Origin of the sequence: Accumulibacter sp., from assembly GCF_032229525.1 — a bacterium.
Lineage (GTDB): Bacteria > Pseudomonadota > Gammaproteobacteria > Burkholderiales > Rhodocyclaceae > Accumulibacter.
In genome coordinates, this window is the sequence record NZ_JAVTWB010000155.1 from 5181 (window position 1) to 21374 (window position 16194).

The following is a 16194-nucleotide window of genomic DNA, read 5'->3' on the forward strand; positions in this document are numbered from 1 at the left end:
TGTTCCCAAGGTAAACCAGGTGCGGTCGTTGTCCGGCAGCGACGCCAAACGCGTGCTGGAATTCTTGACCGGAGTCTGGTCGTAGGCAATCCCGAACATGAACTTGATCGTGTCCGTGTATTTGTAGTTGGCACCCAGCGCAACACGCCAGGTGTCCTGGAAATCTGCCTCGAGAACCTGTGCGTTAGCGCCGGACAGAGCCCCCGAAGTGCGGACGATGTTCACGTTCTGGATCGAACTCCAGCCGGTCCAGGACACATCACCCAGCATCTCCCAGCGATCGCTCAACTGCTGCGCCACGCTCAAAACGAAGGTATCCGGCACTTTGAGGTCGGCTTTCACGTCGCTCGCACCGCCGGCAGCAATAAGGGCGTTCGCCGTGGCGTTGGCTGCCGCCGTGCCATTGCTGCTCAGCTTGACATCGCCGTCCGTATGGTATTGAATCGCCGAGCGATACGACAGACCGACTTTCGTCGAGGGCGAAAGCGTAAACAACGCGCCAAGATTCCAACCCCAGGCGTCGTCGCTAATGCTCATGTGGCTTTGTACCCCGGCCAGGCCCGGGGTGCTGATGGCCACCTGACGGTAGTAGTCGGCCTCGATCTTCTGCCAGCTGAAGCCCCCGCCCAGCGACACCTTGTCGTTGACCCGATAGGCGATCGACGGGTTGATGTTGGCCGTCTTGATATCGAACTCGTCCGACTGCGCACCACCCTTCCACGGCTTGTCGTACTTGGTCGCCAGACCAAAGGGGCCGCCGATTCCCAGGCCGATGTAAAGGTCCTTGTTCAGCGCCCAGGAGACGTAGCCATTGGGGATAAACGCCCAGCCACCGGCATCACCGCCGTCACCGGCCGTATTGAAAGCGCCGACCGAGGAACCCTTGTCGTTGAACTTGAAGCTCGGTCTCACCGCGGTCAGGCCACCGGAAACCTCGCGTGCCTGCAGTTGGGTCATCCCCGCCGGGTTCCAGAAAATCGTGCTGGCGTCGTTGGCCTTGGCCGCAGAACCAGCGTAGGCGTTGCCCAGACCGCTGCCCTGCTCCAGCAATTGAAAACCAGACGCCCCCGCCGTGCCCGAAAACGCCACCAGCAAAAGCGCCGGGATCAGCCTCATCGAAACCTGTTGTGACATTTTGCACCCTCCCTGGATACCGTCGGTGCGTGATCTACGTGCCACGCCTGAAAAGATGTATACAGACTCATGCTAAGACCAGCCGCGAGAAAAAGCTTTATCTATTCGATGTTTGGCAATGACTGCTTCTCTCCGTGTTGGTTAACTGCAACATAAGTGAGTACCGCTTCGGTAACCCTCACCGTGATCGGATGGGCCGGGTGGCGTTCGGCGTAGACCTCGACATTGACCTTTATCGACGTCCGACCTGTGTCCACCACTTCGGCATAGAAACTCACCACATCGCCAACCGACACCGGTTGCTTGAAGAGGAAGGAATTCACCGCCACCGTCGTCACTCGGCCGCGCGCCCGGTGCATCGCGGGAATCGCGCCAGCGACGTCGACCTGCGCCATGATCCAGCCTCCGAAAACGTCGCCCTGCGGGTTCACGTCGGCGGGCATCGGCATCACCCGCAGGATGGGTTGCTTGTCCGGCAATTCGGTGATGGTGTCAGGCATCTTGATTCCTCAGGTAGTTGAGGGGGCCACCGGTAAACGGCGCAAAGCCGGTACCGAATATGACCCCGGCGTCGGCCAGATCGGCGTCGGCGACGATCCCGTCGCTGACCAATTGCTGCGTGCGGTCGAGCAGCGGCTTCAGTAGACGCGCAGCCAGGCCGCTCGGCACCTCTCCTGCCAGGCCTTTGGCCGCCTTGCCGTCGCGATAGTCGTAGAAACCCTTGCCCGTCTTCTTGCCCAGATGACCCGCGCCGAACCGTTCACGCAGACACTTCGGCGGCTCGGCATCGCTTCCGGCAAGGCTCTTGCCGGCGGCCATCGCCACGTCAAGTCCGACCATATCGATCAGTTCGATTGGCCCCATCGGCATGCCGAAGGCGAGCATCGCTTCGTCGATGGTTTCCGGCGCGAGTCCCTCATCGACTGCACGCATCGCCTCGAGCATGTAGGGTCCGAGGACGGCATTGACCAGGAAACCCGGCGCACTCTTCACCGGTAGTGGTAAACGGTCGATCTGTTTGACGAAAGCGGTGCCACGCCGCAGCATCTCCGGATCGGCCCCCCCTGCGGCGACCACTTCGACCAAGGGCATTTTCGCCACCGGGTTGAAGAAGTGGATGCCGATCAGGCGCTCTGGGTTGCGCAGCACGCTATTCAAGTCCTCGATCTTCAGGCTCGAGGTATTGGTCGCCAGGACAGCGTCGGGCTTGATCACGGCATCGAGTTGCTGCAGCAACGCGCGCTTGGCCTCGAGATTCTCGAAAATCGCTTCGATCACCACATCGGCACTCCTGGCGCCATGCCCTTCGGGATCGGGAATCAGCCGGTCCATGGCGTTGCGTCGTTCGTGCGGGCCCTTGATCCGCTGGCGATACATTGCATAGGCACGCTGCAGCGCCGGGGCGATGCGGTCCATCCCCTGATCCTGCAGGGTCACTGTCAGCCCGCGCAGCGCGCACCAGGCAGCGATGTCGCCACCCATCACGCCGGCGCCAACGACATGCACGCGTTTCGCCTGGTAGTCACTCTCCTTCCCGAAACCCTTGAGACGCTCCTGCAGGAAGAACACCCGTACCAAGTTGCGCGCTGTCGACGAACGCACGATGCTGTCGATCAGTTCCGGTGCTGCCAGCGCATTGCCCTGGTGCTGCGCCCAGATATCGATGATCGCGTAGGGTGCAGGGTAGTGCTCGACGCGCGCGCGCTTGGCCACCTGCTTTCTCGCGCCATGCGCGACCAGGCGTCGCAACGGGCCATTGAGCAGCCGTTGCAACAAGGGCGGACGGCGACGGGGCTGATCCGCAAGCACCAGCACAGCCGCGGCGTTGTCCATGACCCGGGCCGGCACGCAGTCATCAGCCAGACCGAGCCGCTTGGCACGTTGGCCGTCGATCGTCTTGCCGGTGAGCATCATATCCAGAGCTGCCTGCGGACCGATCCGCTCGGGCAGGCGCAACATGCCTCCCCACCCCGGTACGATGCCCAGCATGACCTCGGGCAATCCCATCCGCGTCGTGGGCTCATCCACCGCCAGCAGGTAGCGACACGCCAGCGCCAGTTCCAGCCCGCCCCCGAGGCAGTGACCGCGCACCAGCGCCAAGGTCGGGTACCGGACGCCCGCGAGCCGATTGAACAGGTCCCAGCCACGCGCAACCAGAGCAACGGCTTTTCCAGGCGTGTCGAGCGTCGTAAACTCCTGGATATCGGCACCAGCGATGAATCCGGCCGACTTCCCGGAACGGAAAATCAGCCCTTTCGGAGGACTGCGGTCGCAGTGATCGAGAATCAGCGCGAGTTCGCTCATCACCGCGCCGGAAAGCGAATTGGCGGACTCGCCGGGTTTGTCCAGCGTCACCCAGGCGACGCCTGCGGCGTCGACGTCGAGTTGCCAGTTCTGGTAGCTGCTTCCGTCACTGCTCATCGCTCCTCCTTGTGTTCCATGTGCATCCTCAGGCCATCGTTTCAAGCAGCATCGCCCCACCCTGGCCGCCACCGATGCAGATGGCGGCGACGCCGCGTTTTGCATTGGCCGCGCGCAGGGCGTGCAGTAAGTGCAGGACGATGCGGGCACCAGAAGCGCCGACCGGGTGACCGACGGCCACTGCTCCGCCATCGACGTTGAGACGCGCCCGCGGCAAGGCACCGAGAGCTGCCGGCAGGCCGAGCTCCTCACGGCAGTACGCCTCGGACTCCCAGGCGGCGAGGCACGCGAGAACCTGCGCCGCAAAAGCTTCGTTGATTTCCCAGAGGTCGACGGCATCGAGCCCGAGTCCATGCCGCTGCAGGATCGGCGTCGCCGCATGCACCGGACCAAGACCCATTTGTGCCGGATCCAGGCCCGCCCATTGACTGTCGGTGATCCTGCCGAGCGGTTCCAGCTGCCATCTTTCCACTGCAGCTTGCGAAGCCAGGATCAGCCACGTGGCGCCATCGGTAATCTGCGAGCTGTTGCCCGGGGTCACCCGGCCGTAGCGGCGATCGAAGAACGGCTTGAGCTTGCTCAGGCCAGCGACGCTCGAATCGGCGCGCACCCCGTCATCCTCGCCATACACCCTGCCCTGGTCATCGACCAGCGGAACGATCTCGCCGAGATGCCCGGCAGCAAGCGCAGCGACGGCACGCTGGTGGCTGCCCACACTAAATTGATCCATTTGCTGACGCGAGATGCCGAAGCGCCAGGCGAGGTTCTCGGCGGTCTGCCCCATCAGCAGGCCAATGACCGGATCGGTGAGACCCTTCAGCAGCCCGATCACCGGCGAAAACAGCTGCGCCGGGCGCAAGCGGGCGAAGACGCCCGCCTTCTGGCCAATGGTCTTGGCCTGCATCATCTGGGCGAACCAGCGCACCATCGCCGCCGAGTAAAGCAGCGGTGCATGGGACAGCGCGTCGACGCCCCCCGCCAGCACCAGCTGCGCGCGTCCATTCTGAATGTTGGCCATCGCCGAGTCGAGCGCCTGCATGCCGCTGGCACAGTTGCGCATCACGGTCCAGCCCGGCACCTTGTTGCCGCAACCCAGGCGCAGGGCCACCACCCGACCAATGTTCACTTCGTCGGGCGAGGGACTGGCACAACCGAGAATCACTTCGTCCAGGTCGGTCGGCGCGAACGGCTGACGGATCAGCAGCGCGCGCCCGGCCTGTACCGCCAAATCGCTCGCCGCGAACGGCCCGGGCGCATTGCGCCCCTTGAGGAATGGCGTTCTCGCGCCATCGACGACATATACCGGCTGAAATCCCATCCCGACTCCTTTCTTCACCCTTTGATTCCCGTCGAACCAAGCGGCACGGAGAAAAAGCCCGTGCTTCCGCCACTCGGGAAAGCGATTGCTTCTACGCGGCCGCCTTGTGAACCAGCGGTTGTTGCCGCGAACGACCGAGATCGTGCGGAAAATCGTCGACCCGGATGACGATGTCGCGCAGCTCGTTGCGCCGCTTGAGTAGCGCATACTCGGCGGCAGTGACGATACCGGCAGCGAATGCCGCATGCGCCAGATCGCGGACATTGGCCTCCGGGTTGTCGGCCAACGCGCCACTCTTTTCGGCTGCACGGATCCGAGCCTCGATCGGCTCGGCTTCGATGGTCGCCAACAGCGCAAGTTCGACGGCGCCCACGGCCTCGTTCTCGCCTTTCGGCAGGTAGGTTTCCGCTGTCAGACGGTCCCGCGAAGCAGATGGCTCGATCAGCAGTTTGGCGACCTGATGGCCGATCCGGTCCGAGGGGACGTCGTACGGGTGGCCGAGTGGAAAAACGATGCGGTTGAGGAAGCGAGCGATCCAGCGCACCGGGAAATTGGCGATCACGCCGTCGAAAGCCATCTGCGCCTGGTACATGGTGTCCCACATCGCCCAGTGCATCAGCGGAGCGTCCGCCTGCTGACGCCCTTCCGACTCGTAGCGCTTGAGCGTCGCCGAGCACAGATAGAGCATCGACAGGATGTCGCCCAGCCGTGCCGAGAGCTTTTCGCGCCGCTTCAGTTCGCCACCCAGGACCAGCATCGAGATATCGGCGAGAAAAGCGAAGGCTGACGAAAAGCGGGTCAACTGCTGATAGTAGCGTTTCGTCTCCGGTGCCACGTTGTCCGGCACCGACACGAAGTGCGAACCGGTGAGCCCCTTGGCGAGCGCGCCGAAACCGTGCTTGATGGTGTAGCCAGCGTGACCGAAAAAAGCCTCGTCGAAGTCACGCAGGCCCTGCTCGGCGTCCTCGTTGTACGCGGACTTCATTTCCTTCAGTACGTAGGGATGGCAACGAATGGCACCCTGACCAAAGAGGATCATGCTGCGCGTCAGGATGTTTGCGCCTTCGACGGTAATGCCAATCGGCAGTTGCTGATAGGCTCGGCCGATGAAGTTCGATGGACCAAGACAGATGCCCTTGCCACCAACGATGTCCATGCCGTCATTGACCACCTGCCTGGCGCGCTCGGTAACGTGGTATTTGGCAATCGCCGAAACCACCGACGGCTTTTCGCCAAGATCGACAGCGCCGGCAGTCATCTTGCGTACCGCATCCATCATGTAGGTGTAGGCGCCGATCCGGGTGAGAGGCTCCTCGACACCTTCGAAACGCCCGATGGCCATCCTGAACTGGCTGCGCACACGGGCGTAGGCACCGACGGTACGGGCGGTAAGTTGCGCCATGCCGGCATTCGATGCCGGCAGCGAGATCGAGCGACCGGCCGCCAGGCTTTCCATCAACATGCGCCAGCCCTGACCGACCATCGCCGGACCACCGATCACGTAGTCGAGAGGCATGAAGACCTCCTTGCCACGCGTCGGCCCGTTCATGAACATTGCGTTCAGCGGCTGATGGCGGCGACCGATGTCGGCGCCCGGCGTGTCGCGCGGCACCAGCGCGCAGGTAATACCCATATGTTTCTTGCTGCCGAGCAGGCCATCCGGGTCATACAGGTGAAAAGCGAGGCCGAGGATGGTGCACACCGGGCCGAGCGTGATGTAACGCTTGTCCCAGGTCACCCGCATTCCGACCACTTCCTTCCCTTGCCAAAGGCCTCTACAGACAATACCGACGTCTGGAATTGAGCCGGCGTCGGAACCAGCCCACGGACTGGTCAGGGCGAAGGCCGGAACCTCGATACCCTTGGCCAGGCGCGGCAGATAGTAGTTCTTCTGCGCTTCGGTACCGTAGTGCAGCAGCAGTTCGGCCGGGCCGAGCGAGTTGGGCACCATCACCGATACCGACAAGGCGGAGCAACGGGTCGACAGCTTGGTGACTACCTGCGAATGGGCGTAGGCCGAAAACTCGAGACCGCCATAGCGCTTCGGGATAATCATCCCGAGGAAACCCTTGTCCTTGATATAGCGCCAAGCCTCGGGTGACAGGTCGTACAGTTCGTTGGTGACCTGCCAGTCATCGACCAGTGCGCAGGCATGCTCGACCTCGTTGTCCATGAACGACTGCTCTTCGGCGTTCAGCTTCGGCACCGGGTAGGCCAGCAACTTGTTCCAGTCGGGGTTGCCACGAAACAGCTCGCCGTCCCACCAGACCGTACCGGCCTCCAGCGCTTCACGCTCGGTATCTGACATCTGCGGCAGAATTCTTTTGTAGGTTGCGAAAATACGGCGGCTGATCAGCGCTCGCCGCAAGGAGCGAACGTTGAGCAATACGGCAAGGCACACCAGAGTTACCCCGACGAATACCGAGATGATCGTTGTGAGCATGGCTGCTTCTCCTGTCATTGGGGTCAGATTTCAGTGCTCGAGTCGCCTTCAGCGGGCGACTCTTGGGCGCTTGTCGGTAAAGCTGCGGCCAGCGGCAAAGGTGCCCGCAGGCCGCCGAGCAGGAAGGGCATCAGGCGCTGAGCAAGGCGCCTCGCCAGCGCCGCATCGTCATCGCCACTGGCGGCCGCCCTTTCGCCAGCCAGATCGCCCAACTCGCAACCAGTGACGACCTGCAGCACGTCCGTTCCGGCGATGGCGTACGACATTGCCCCGAGCATGAAGTGCAGGCGCCAGACGATCTCCGCTTTCGGGACGTCCGGCAAGGCGCGGAACAGCGCCAGCTTGTAACGTTCGATCACTTCCGCATACTCGTTGGCGAAGAAAGTGCGAATGAAGTCGGCGGGCTCGGTCAAGGTACGGCCGAGCAAGCGGAGAAAGGTCATCCCGCCCAATGACTCATCCTCACCGATGCGTAACAACGTGCCAAAAAACGCTTCGAGTATCTGCGAAGGCTTGAGCGGCGCACCACCGGCCTGCGCCTCCAGCGCGTCGAGCGCATGCAAACGCTCCCGATTCAGCCAGCCCAGGCGACGCCGGAAGACCGCACACAGGAGCGCCTCCTTCGAGCCAAAATGGTAGTTAACCGCGGCCAGGTTGACTTCGGCTGCAGTGGTGATCGCCCGCATTGAAGCGCCATCGAAGCCATACGTCATGAACATTCGTTCTGCGACGTCAAGGATGCGTTCGCGGGTATCGTGATTGCTCTTCTGGTCTGACATCAGATCGCTGGCCCAGGAATGGTGGAACCCGAGTACTCGGATAGGTCCGGAATATACCGCTTCGTTCAAACGTTCGTTTGAATAGTAGGATGATGGCACTGCAAACGCAAGGCTTTTTACATCTTTCCGCGTCGACATCGAGACCCGACTGGCGAACAAAGGGCATACTCGACCGCTCAGAACTCACCTCAAGCCCTCACCCATGCGCCGCACCGCCACGTCATCCCACACGCTCGATCGGCCGCCAACGGCCGACACTCACCTCTGGCTAACCGTGAACAAGCTCGTTCCGTACCTGTGGCAATACAGGTGGCGGGTGCTTTTGGCGCTCTCCTGTCTGGTCAGTGCCAAGCTTGCCACCGTCGCTGTGCCATTGGTGTTCAAGGAAATGATCGACGGCCTGAGCGGCGCGCAGCAGGCACTGGCTTTGCCAGGGCTCCTGCTCGTCCTTTACGGAGCGCTGCGTTTCTCCAGCGCGCTATTCACCGAGTTGCGCGAGATCCTCTTTGCCCGTGTCACGCAACGGGCGGTGCGTCGCATCGCACTGGAGGTATTCCGCCACCTGCATGAACTGTCGCTGCGCTTTCACCTGCATCGGGAAACCGGCGGCGTTTCCCGGGACATCGAGCGCGGCAGTCGCTCGATCTCCAATCTGATCAGCTACACCCTTTATTCGATCCTCCCGACACTGATCGAAATCAGTCTCGTTCTCGCCATTCTCTTCGCCCGCTACGACCGCGTCTTTGTCCTGATCGCGCTGGCGTCGCTGACTATCTATGTCGTTTTCACCGTCAAGGTCAGCAACTGGCGGATAAGCATCCGCCGGAAAGTCAACGATACTGATTCGGCGGCCAACACGCGCGCCATTGACAGTCTGATCAACTATGAGACGGTCAAGTACTTCAACAACGAGGAGTACGAGGCCAAGCGCTACGACCAGCGCCTGCATGACTGGGAAGACGCGGCAACCAAAAGTCGGGTTTCGCTATCGTGGCTCAACCTCGGCCAGCAACTCAGCATCGCGCTAGGCGTGACGGCAATGATGTGGCGAGCGGCGAGCGGCGTCGTCGACGGAACGATGACCATTGGCGATCTGGTCCTGGTCAACGCCTTCCTGATTCAGCTCTACATGCCGCTCAATTTTCTTGGCGTGGTCTACCGCGAAATCCGGCAGGCGCTGACCGACATCGAGCGGATGTTCGACCTGCTGGCGGTCGACCGCGAGATCGCCGACGCGCCTGGCGCCGTCGAACTGGCTGCTGGACCAGTCTGGATCCGGTTTTCGGGCGTCGACTTTTCCTACGAAACGAACCGCCAAATCCTTCACGACGTGGACTTCAGCGTCCCTGCCGGCGGGACCATCGCCGTCGTCGGTGAATCAGGGTCCGGAAAATCGACTCTGGCGCGCCTGCTCTACCGCTTCTACGACATCGACAGCGGCCATATTCTGGTCAACGGCACCGATCTCCGCCAGCTCACGCAATCGAGCCTGCGCGCCGCTATCGGCATCGTTCCCCAGGATACCGTGCTGTTCAACGACAGCATCTACTACAACATCCAGTACGGCCGCCCGGAGGCGACCCGCGAGCAGGTATTGGCAGCCGCAGCCGCAGCCCAGCTCGCCCGATTCGTCGAACGGCTTCCCGATGGCTACGAAACCAGGGTCGGCGAACGTGGCCTGAAACTGTCCGGTGGGGAAAAACAACGGGTAGCGATTGCCCGCGCACTGCTGAAGAACCCTCCCGTGCTAATCTTCGATGAAGCCACCTCGGCGCTCGACTCGAAAACCGAGAAAGCCATCCAGGCCAGTCTCGACAACGCCGCGCGTGGCCGGACGACGCTGGTAATTGCCCACCGGCTATCGACGATCATGAACGCGGACGAGATCCTGGTGATGGACGGCGGCCGCATCGTCGAACGTGGGTCACACCTCCAACTACTCCAGGCGTCAGGCCTTTACGCCCAGATGTGGGTCCTGCAGCTGCAGGAAGAGACGCTCGGCGAACTCGCCGCCGCCGAACCGTTGCTCGCCGTCTCCGAACCTGCTGCGGGAGAATCGTGATCGGGATAAAAACAGCCAGGAAATCTGACTGATCCCCTGCCACAACAAGCAGCAATCAGGGCGCAGCATCGAGTAGGGGACGGAGTTACCCCCGTCGCCCTCTCACACCACCGTACGTGCGGTTCCGCATACGGCGGTTCATCAAACCTGCTGGAAGCGTCGCTGAGTATCCAGCAACGAAACCAACCCCAGTGCGTCAAAAAAAGCGTTTGGGATAGGCCGCGTTCATATGGCTCGCACCGGCGTTCCACCAGTGGCCACGTCCGTTGCTTGCCGCTTTCCATGCTCGCGTCCTGTCCAACCCTCGCGCTTGTAATCGCTTGTTACGGGTGGCCGGACGCTTCCATTGCCGCCAGAGCTGGCAACGCAATTTGCGCCGTATCCATCCGTCCAAGTCCTGCAACACACCTTTTACCTCGGTCAGCCGGAAATAGGATGTCCAGCCACGCAGCACGGGGTTAAGGGCGGTGATCGTTTGGCCGAGGTTGCGAAAGGCATTCCCGACGACGATTTCACGCACTTTGTCTTTCAGCCGCTTCACACTGCCATCCGCGATCTTCAGACGTGCCTGCTTGTGCCACGTGACGCTATACCCCAGAAACTTCCGCTGCCAAGGCCGCGCGACGGCGCTCTTGTCCCGATTGACCCGAAGCTTCAATTGCTTCTCCAGATAAACGGTCATCGCATCCATCGCGTGCTGCCCTGCCATTTCGCTTTTGACGTAGATGTTGCAGTCATCGGCATAGCGGCAGAACCGATGCCCCCGGCGCTCCAGTTCGCGATCCAAGTCGGTCAGGAGAATGTTCGACAGCAACGGTGACAGCGGCCCGCCTTGCGGCGTGCCTTCCGTCCTCGCGCTGACCATTCCTTCTGACATCACGCCCGCTTCCAGATAACGCCGGATCAGTTTCAGAACCCGTTCATCTTCTACCCGGCGCGCCACTCTCGACATCAGAATGTCGTGATTTACCCGGTCGAAGAATTTCTCCAAGTCGAGGTCGACCACCCAACGGCGATCTTCCCTGATAGTGCCTTGCGCTCGTTGCACCGCTTGCCATGCATTGCGGCCCGGTCGGAACCCGTAGCTGTGTTCGGAGAATTCAGGCTCGAATTCCGGTTGTAGAACTTGCAGCAGCGCTTGCTGGATCAGTCGATCCAGCACCGTCGGGATACCCAGTATCCGCACCCCGCCGTTGGGTTTCGGCATCTCCACTTTCCGGATTGCCGCCGGCAAATAATCGCCGGCCAGAAGAGCTGCCTTGACGCTTGGCCAGTGCTGTTGCAGCCATGCCTTGAGTTCGAACACGGTGAGTCCATCGACTCCTGCCGCGCCCTTGTTCCGCAGGACCCGCTCATACGCTTGCCAGAGGTTGCTTCGTTCGACCACGGCGTCCATCCCCTGCCGCAGCCCTTCCGCTTTCGTTTGCCCATCCGCCGCCGTGCCAACCTCAGCGCCCAACTCGGTCAATGGCGAAATCCGTCCGCCTCCCTCCGTGTCAGGTGCAGTTGCCTGCTTTGTTGCTTCATCGATTTGCATCGAGGTCGAATGTCCTAATCGCGTAGTTCGATGTTCAGGCCTTCGGTCAGAGTTCTTCTCGGGCACTCCGCTTCGTCCCCAACCTACTATGCCTTCGGCTGACTTCTGCACGCGCATCCCGACACCTCTCGATGTCGGTAGCACAAGGCACACATGCAGATCTCCCCGGGTATTGCGCACCCACCTTCACGCTTATGCCTGTCGGATATACGTCGTAGCGTTCCGTACAAGTTTCGGGCTTCGATGATACGTGCCACCTCACCCCGCTACGCCGCCTCGTATCCGCTTCCTGTTCGTCAGGCCAGCGCTTTGCCTTCGGCTTCCTCCAGATTCGCAGTCGCCCGCGACACCCTTGCCGTTCAGCTAACTCTTCCCCTTGTCGGGCGAGTAGAGGACTTGCACCTCCAAGTAAGTGCGCCCTGCCGGGCGCACACGAAAAAAAGCCCCGCCGAAGCGGGGCTTTTTCGGGCATTGCCTGTGACTTACTTGGTGCCGATGAGTTCGATATCGACACGACGGTCAGGCTGCAGGCATTCGATGACTTTCTTGCTCTTGCCACCCGGGCACTGACCAGGCTTGGTAACCGGCTGCTTCTCGCCCTTGCCTTCGGTGTAGACGCGGTTGGCTTCGACACCCTTGCTGACCAGGTAGGACTTGACCGATGCGGCACGCCGCTCGGAAAGCTTCTGGTTGTAAGCATCGGAACCCAGGCGGTCGGTATGACCGACGGCAATGATGACTTCCAGCTTGATCTGCTTCGACATCGCGACAACTTCGTCAAGCTTGGCCATGCCAGCCGGGCGCAACGTTGCCTTGTCAAAATCAAACAGCGCGTCGGCAGCGACGGTGATCTTGTCACCCGAAGGCTTCGGACCCGCTGCAGCAGCAGGGGCAGCCATCTTCGGCTCGCAGACTTCCTTCGGCAGCAGATCCTTGTCGCACTTGCAGCCAGCCGGGTCCTTGGCAGCAGCGGCCGGCGTCCAGAAACCCGTCCTCCAGCAAAGACCTGTGCCGCTCGTCGCGACTTCACCGCGTGAGTCGATCACGTAAACGCGATCCAGAGGAATCGAAGTCTGTGCCTGAGCCAGCGACGCGCCGAAGCCGAGAGTGGCGGCGAGCACGGCCACGATGGCGCTTGTTTTTGCAGTTTTGTTCATCTAGGTTTCCCCTTCGTTAATGAAGGCTGCGGAGTCTATCCACATAGCCTGTTATGCCTCGTTGTTCACTGAACTCGTCACGGACGAATTTTATTCTGCCACAAGAGCGCCAGTTTTATCAATCCAGTTTCGTCGATTTCAACCAGTTGCCCGTCTTCGACCCGAATCCGGCCAGCTACCCACACCTCGGAAACATGCTCGCGGCCTACCGCATAGGTCAGGTGAGAAACCGGATCGTAGCAGGGAGCGAGGGCGATATCATTCATGCTGACGGCACATAGATCGGCGGATTTGCCGACGCTGATCGAGCCAATGTTTGCGTCGAGACCAAGCGCCCTGGCACCACCGAGCGTCGCCATGTGCAATACGCGATGGGCATTGATAGCGTCGGCGCGGCCGCTTTGTTCTTTGGCGAGCAGAGCGGCCAGACGCATTTCCTGAAACAGGTCGAGGCGATTGTTGCTGGCCGCGCTATCGCTGCCCAGACCGATGTTGACGCCCTTCGCGGACAGCTCGGTGATCGGCGCAATGCCACTGGCGAGCTTGAGATTGGAACTGGGGCAATGGGCTACGGAACAACCATGCTGCGCCAGAAGCTCGATCTCGTGAGCATCCAGGTGAACCGTGTGCACGGCGATCAACGCCGGACTAAGCAGGCCCATACGGTGAAGGCGCTCAATCGGGCGCACACCGAAACGCTTAACGCTGTCATTGAGTTCCTGAACGGTTTCATGCAGATGCAGATGAATCGGCAACTCGATCTGTTCAGCGAGCGTCAACACCCGGGCAAAATTCCGTTCACTGACGGTGTATGGTGCATGCGGGGCGAGACAGAAAGAGAGCAGCGGCTCGTCGAGCAGTTGATCGCGGACAGCCAGCCCTTTGGCAAGATAATCGTCCGCGTCCGTCGCGTAGTTGCTTGGGAAGTCGACGGTGATCAAACCTATCGCCGCACGAATCCCGGAGGCGAGCGCAGCGTCTGCCGCCGCTCGGGGGAAGAAGTACATGTCGTTGAAACAGGTGATGCCACCACGCAGCATCTCGGCGCAGGCGAGCAGCGTGCCGTCATGGACGAACTGCTCCGAAACGTGCCGCGCCTCAGCCGGCCAGACGTGCTGCTGCAGCCAATCCATCAACGGCAAGTCATCGGCGAGGCCGCGAAGCAAACTCATCGCCGCGTGCGTGTGCAGATTAACCAGCCCCGGGAGCAGCACGTGCTGGTCCAGGCGCTTGTGGCAGCGCGCCGAATAAAGGGTAGCCGCGTCATTCTGCGGGAGGAGGTCGATTATCCTGCCGTCGTTCACCACCACGGCATGGTTCTCGAGAACCATCTCGGCTGGCTCGACGGGAACGATCCACCGCGCCTCGATGACCAGATCGACACGTAACACGGGCGTAGTCATTCTGCCAGCAACATTGTCAAGCCTGAAAAAAAGCCCCGCCGAAGCGGGGCTTTTTCGGGCATTGCCTGTGACTTACTTGGTGCCGATGAGTTCGATATCGACACGACGGTCAGGCTGCAGGCATTCGATGACTTTCTTGCTCTTGCCACCCGGGCACTGACCAGGCTTGGTAACCGGCTGCTTCTCGCCCTTGCCTTCGGTGTAGACGCGGTTGGCTTCGACACCCTTGCTGACCAGGTAGGACTTGACCGATGCGGCACGCCGCTCGGAAAGCTTCTGGTTGTAAGCATCGGAACCCAGGCGGTCGGTATGACCGACGGCAATGATGACTTCCAGCTTGATCTGCTTCGACATCGCGACAACTTCGTCAAGCTTGGCCATGCCAGCCGGGCGCAACGTTGCCTTGTCAAAATCAAACAGCGCGTCGGCAGCGACGGTGATCTTGTCACCCGAAGGCTTCGGACCCGCTGCAGCAGCAGGGGCAGCCATCTTCGGCTCGCAGACTTCCTTCGGCAGCAGATCCTTGTCGCACTTGCAGCCAGCCGGGTCCTTGGCAGCAGCGGCCGGCGTCCAGAAACCCGTCCTCCAGCAAAGACCAGCGCCGCTCATCGCGACTTCACCGCGTGAGTCGATCACGTAAACGCGATCAGCAGCGGTTTGTGCTTGGACAGTGCCAGCGGCTGCAAACAGGCCGATGGAGGCCAGCAGGGTAGTAATGATTTTCGATTTCAAGATATTCCTCCTCGATTGTTCTCTATTAGGTCCGAATGCGTGTCACGCGATGCGATTTTTGCGCAGTCGGCGGATTTAAGCATATAAACTTTAATGGCTTCAAGCATTGCTTTGACATTGTGTTGCATTTATACAACGAACGCCCTCTGCCACGCGATCGCTTGGCCGACGATGCGTCGGCCGTGGGAGCGATCAGCCCCGAGCAAAAGTGGCCGCGGCCGGTCGAAAGCACAAGTCCGGGACCGGCCGGCGCCAAGCGATCGCGTTTGCCGCATCCCATGTGACGGGGCTGGTGAGCGACCGTACCGTCAGCCACCACGCCTCACGGAGGAAATCGGCCCTTCGGCAGTTCAGACAGTTCACGATAAAGGGAGAAGATCGTGCCAACAGGGAAGCTCAAGCCAATTGCGTCCATCCTGCGCCAGGCAAAGGAGATCGTTGTCTTCTCGGGCGCGGGACTTTCGGCCGACAGCGGCATTCCCACCTTCCGCGACGGCGCCACCGGACTGTGGAACAAGGTCGACCCTGACGAAGTGGCCAGCATTGATGGATTCCAGCGCAATCCGCGCACTGTCTGGCACTGGTTGCTGCAATTGAAGAACCTGGTCGATGAGCGGTGTCCGAACGCTGGTCATCAGGCCATCGCCCGGCTTGAGCAGATCCGTCCCGGGAACCAGCTGACCGTCATCACCCAGAATATCGATGGCTATCACACCCGTGCCGGGAATGAACACGTATTCGAAATCCACGGCACCATTCATCGCGTACGTTGCCACCGGCACTGCGGCTTCGTTGCCACCTGGGAGCAGAACGCCTCCGAGCCATTTCCCTGCCCGCACTGCGGCGCGCCGGTTCGGCCTGATCTGGTCCTCTTCGGCGAGATGCTGAATGAGGAGGTTTTTGCCGCTGCCCAGGTACGCAGCCTTACTGCCGATGTATTCTTCTGCGTTGGCACCTCATTCACCGTCCAACCCGCGGCCCTGTTGCCCGTGTGGGCCCAACGCGCCGGCGCTACGGTAGTGGAAGTCAACCCGCACCCGACGCCGTTTTCGGATGTTGCAGATTACTCGGTTCGCAGTGGCGCTTCACAGTTCTTCGATGCCCTCTGCGCGGAACTCGAGGAAAGCAAACGCTGACACCACCGTCGCGCCGAAACGGCGCCAGCCGACAAAGCGCCGAGACCAGGCCACCAGCCATCGCAGCGCCGA

The 16194-nt window shown here is 61.2% G+C and carries 11 protein-coding genes and 1 pseudogene; 2 read left to right on the top strand and 10 right to left on the bottom strand.

Annotated elements, in window-relative coordinates:
• The 6 genes from RUW20_RS11815 to RUW20_RS11840 all read right to left on the bottom strand — a co-directional run.
• Positions 1–1134: outer membrane protein transport protein (locus tag RUW20_RS11815; RefSeq protein ID WP_313952424.1), on the bottom strand; the 1134-nt coding region annotated here is incomplete at its 3' end.
• A 101-nt stretch (positions 1135–1235) separates the two neighbouring features.
• On the bottom strand, positions 1236–1634 hold the full coding sequence (locus RUW20_RS11820; RefSeq protein WP_313952425.1) for an acyl-CoA thioesterase: 399 nt from the start codon (positions 1632–1634) through the stop codon (positions 1236–1238).
• Complete coding sequence (locus tag RUW20_RS11825) at positions 1627–3555, bottom strand: 3-hydroxyacyl-CoA dehydrogenase NAD-binding domain-containing protein (RefSeq protein WP_313952426.1); 1929 nt, start codon at positions 3553–3555, stop codon at positions 1627–1629. The genes RUW20_RS11820 and RUW20_RS11825 overlap by 8 nt, the downstream gene beginning before the upstream one ends.
• 28 nt (positions 3556–3583) lie before the next feature.
• A complete protein-coding gene (locus tag RUW20_RS11830; protein WP_313952454.1) occupies positions 3584–4873 on the bottom strand; it encodes an acetyl-CoA C-acetyltransferase in 1290 nt (429 codons plus the stop codon).
• A gap of 91 nt (positions 4874–4964) precedes the next feature.
• Positions 4965–7316: an acyl-CoA dehydrogenase gene (locus tag RUW20_RS11835; RefSeq protein WP_313952427.1), complete on the bottom strand. Its 2352-nt coding sequence runs from the start codon at positions 7314–7316 to the stop codon at positions 4965–4967.
• A 23-nt stretch (positions 7317–7339) separates the two neighbouring features.
• Entirely contained in the window at positions 7340–8095 is a 756-nt protein-coding gene (locus RUW20_RS11840; protein WP_313952428.1) for a TetR/AcrR family transcriptional regulator, read from the bottom strand.
• Between the two features lie 202 nt (positions 8096–8297).
• Here RUW20_RS11840 and RUW20_RS11845 point away from each other — a divergent pair, with 202 nt between their 5' ends.
• Complete coding sequence (locus tag RUW20_RS11845) at positions 8298–10157, top strand: ABC transporter ATP-binding protein/permease (RefSeq protein WP_313952429.1); 1860 nt, start codon at positions 8298–8300, stop codon at positions 10155–10157.
• Positions 10158–10298: 141 nt separating this feature from the next.
• On the opposite strand, the pseudogene ltrA reads toward RUW20_RS11845, so the two are convergent.
• The 4 genes and pseudogenes from ltrA to RUW20_RS11865 all read right to left on the bottom strand — a co-directional run bounded on the left by ltrA (position 10299) and on the right by RUW20_RS11865 (position 14986).
• Positions 10299–11694, bottom strand: a pseudogene (gene ltrA, locus RUW20_RS11850) (group II intron reverse transcriptase/maturase).
• 482 nt (positions 11695–12176) lie between these two features.
• The gene (locus RUW20_RS11855; protein ID WP_313952430.1) at positions 12177–12851 is read right to left on the bottom strand and encodes an OmpA family protein; all 675 of its coding nucleotides are present in this window, start codon (positions 12849–12851) and stop codon (positions 12177–12179) included.
• Between the two features lie 77 nt (positions 12852–12928).
• Entirely contained in the window at positions 12929–14254 is a 1326-nt protein-coding gene (locus RUW20_RS11860) for a TRZ/ATZ family hydrolase (RefSeq protein WP_313952431.1), read from the bottom strand.
• Between the two features lie 72 nt (positions 14255–14326).
• On the bottom strand, positions 14327–14986 hold the full coding sequence (locus RUW20_RS11865; protein WP_313952432.1) for an OmpA family protein: 660 nt from the start codon (positions 14984–14986) through the stop codon (positions 14327–14329).
• Between the two features lie 380 nt (positions 14987–15366).
• Here RUW20_RS11865 and RUW20_RS11870 point away from each other — a divergent pair, with 380 nt between their 5' ends.
• Positions 15367–16122: an NAD-dependent deacylase gene (locus RUW20_RS11870; RefSeq protein ID WP_313952433.1), complete on the top strand. Its 756-nt coding sequence runs from the start codon at positions 15367–15369 to the stop codon at positions 16120–16122.
• Positions 16123–16194 lie beyond the last annotated feature (72 nt).

Excerpts from the sequence above, each read along its gene's own strand:
- RUW20_RS11820 (WP_313952425.1), bottom strand. The coding sequence starts at position 1,634 with ATGCCTGACACCATCACCGAATTGCCGGACAAGCAACCCATCCTGCGG.
- RUW20_RS11825 (WP_313952426.1), bottom strand. The coding sequence starts at position 3,555 with ATGAGCAGTGACGGAAGCAGCTACCAGAACTGGCAACTCGACGTCGAC.
- RUW20_RS11830 (WP_313952454.1), bottom strand. The coding sequence starts at position 4,873 with ATGGGATTTCAGCCGGTATATGTCGTCGATGGCGCGAGAACGCCATTC.
- RUW20_RS11835 (WP_313952427.1), bottom strand. The coding sequence starts at position 7,316 with ATGCTCACAACGATCATCTCGGTATTCGTCGGGGTAACTCTGGTGTGC.
- RUW20_RS11840 (WP_313952428.1), bottom strand. The coding sequence starts at position 8,095 with ATGTCAGACCAGAAGAGCAATCACGATACCCGCGAACGCATCCTTGAC.
- RUW20_RS11845 (WP_313952429.1), top strand. The coding sequence starts at position 8,298 with ATGCGCCGCACCGCCACGTCATCCCACACGCTCGATCGGCCGCCAACG.
- RUW20_RS11855 (WP_313952430.1), bottom strand. The coding sequence starts at position 12,851 with ATGAACAAAACTGCAAAAACAAGCGCCATCGTGGCCGTGCTCGCCGCC.
- RUW20_RS11860 (WP_313952431.1), bottom strand. The coding sequence starts at position 14,254 with ATGACTACGCCCGTGTTACGTGTCGATCTGGTCATCGAGGCGCGGTGG.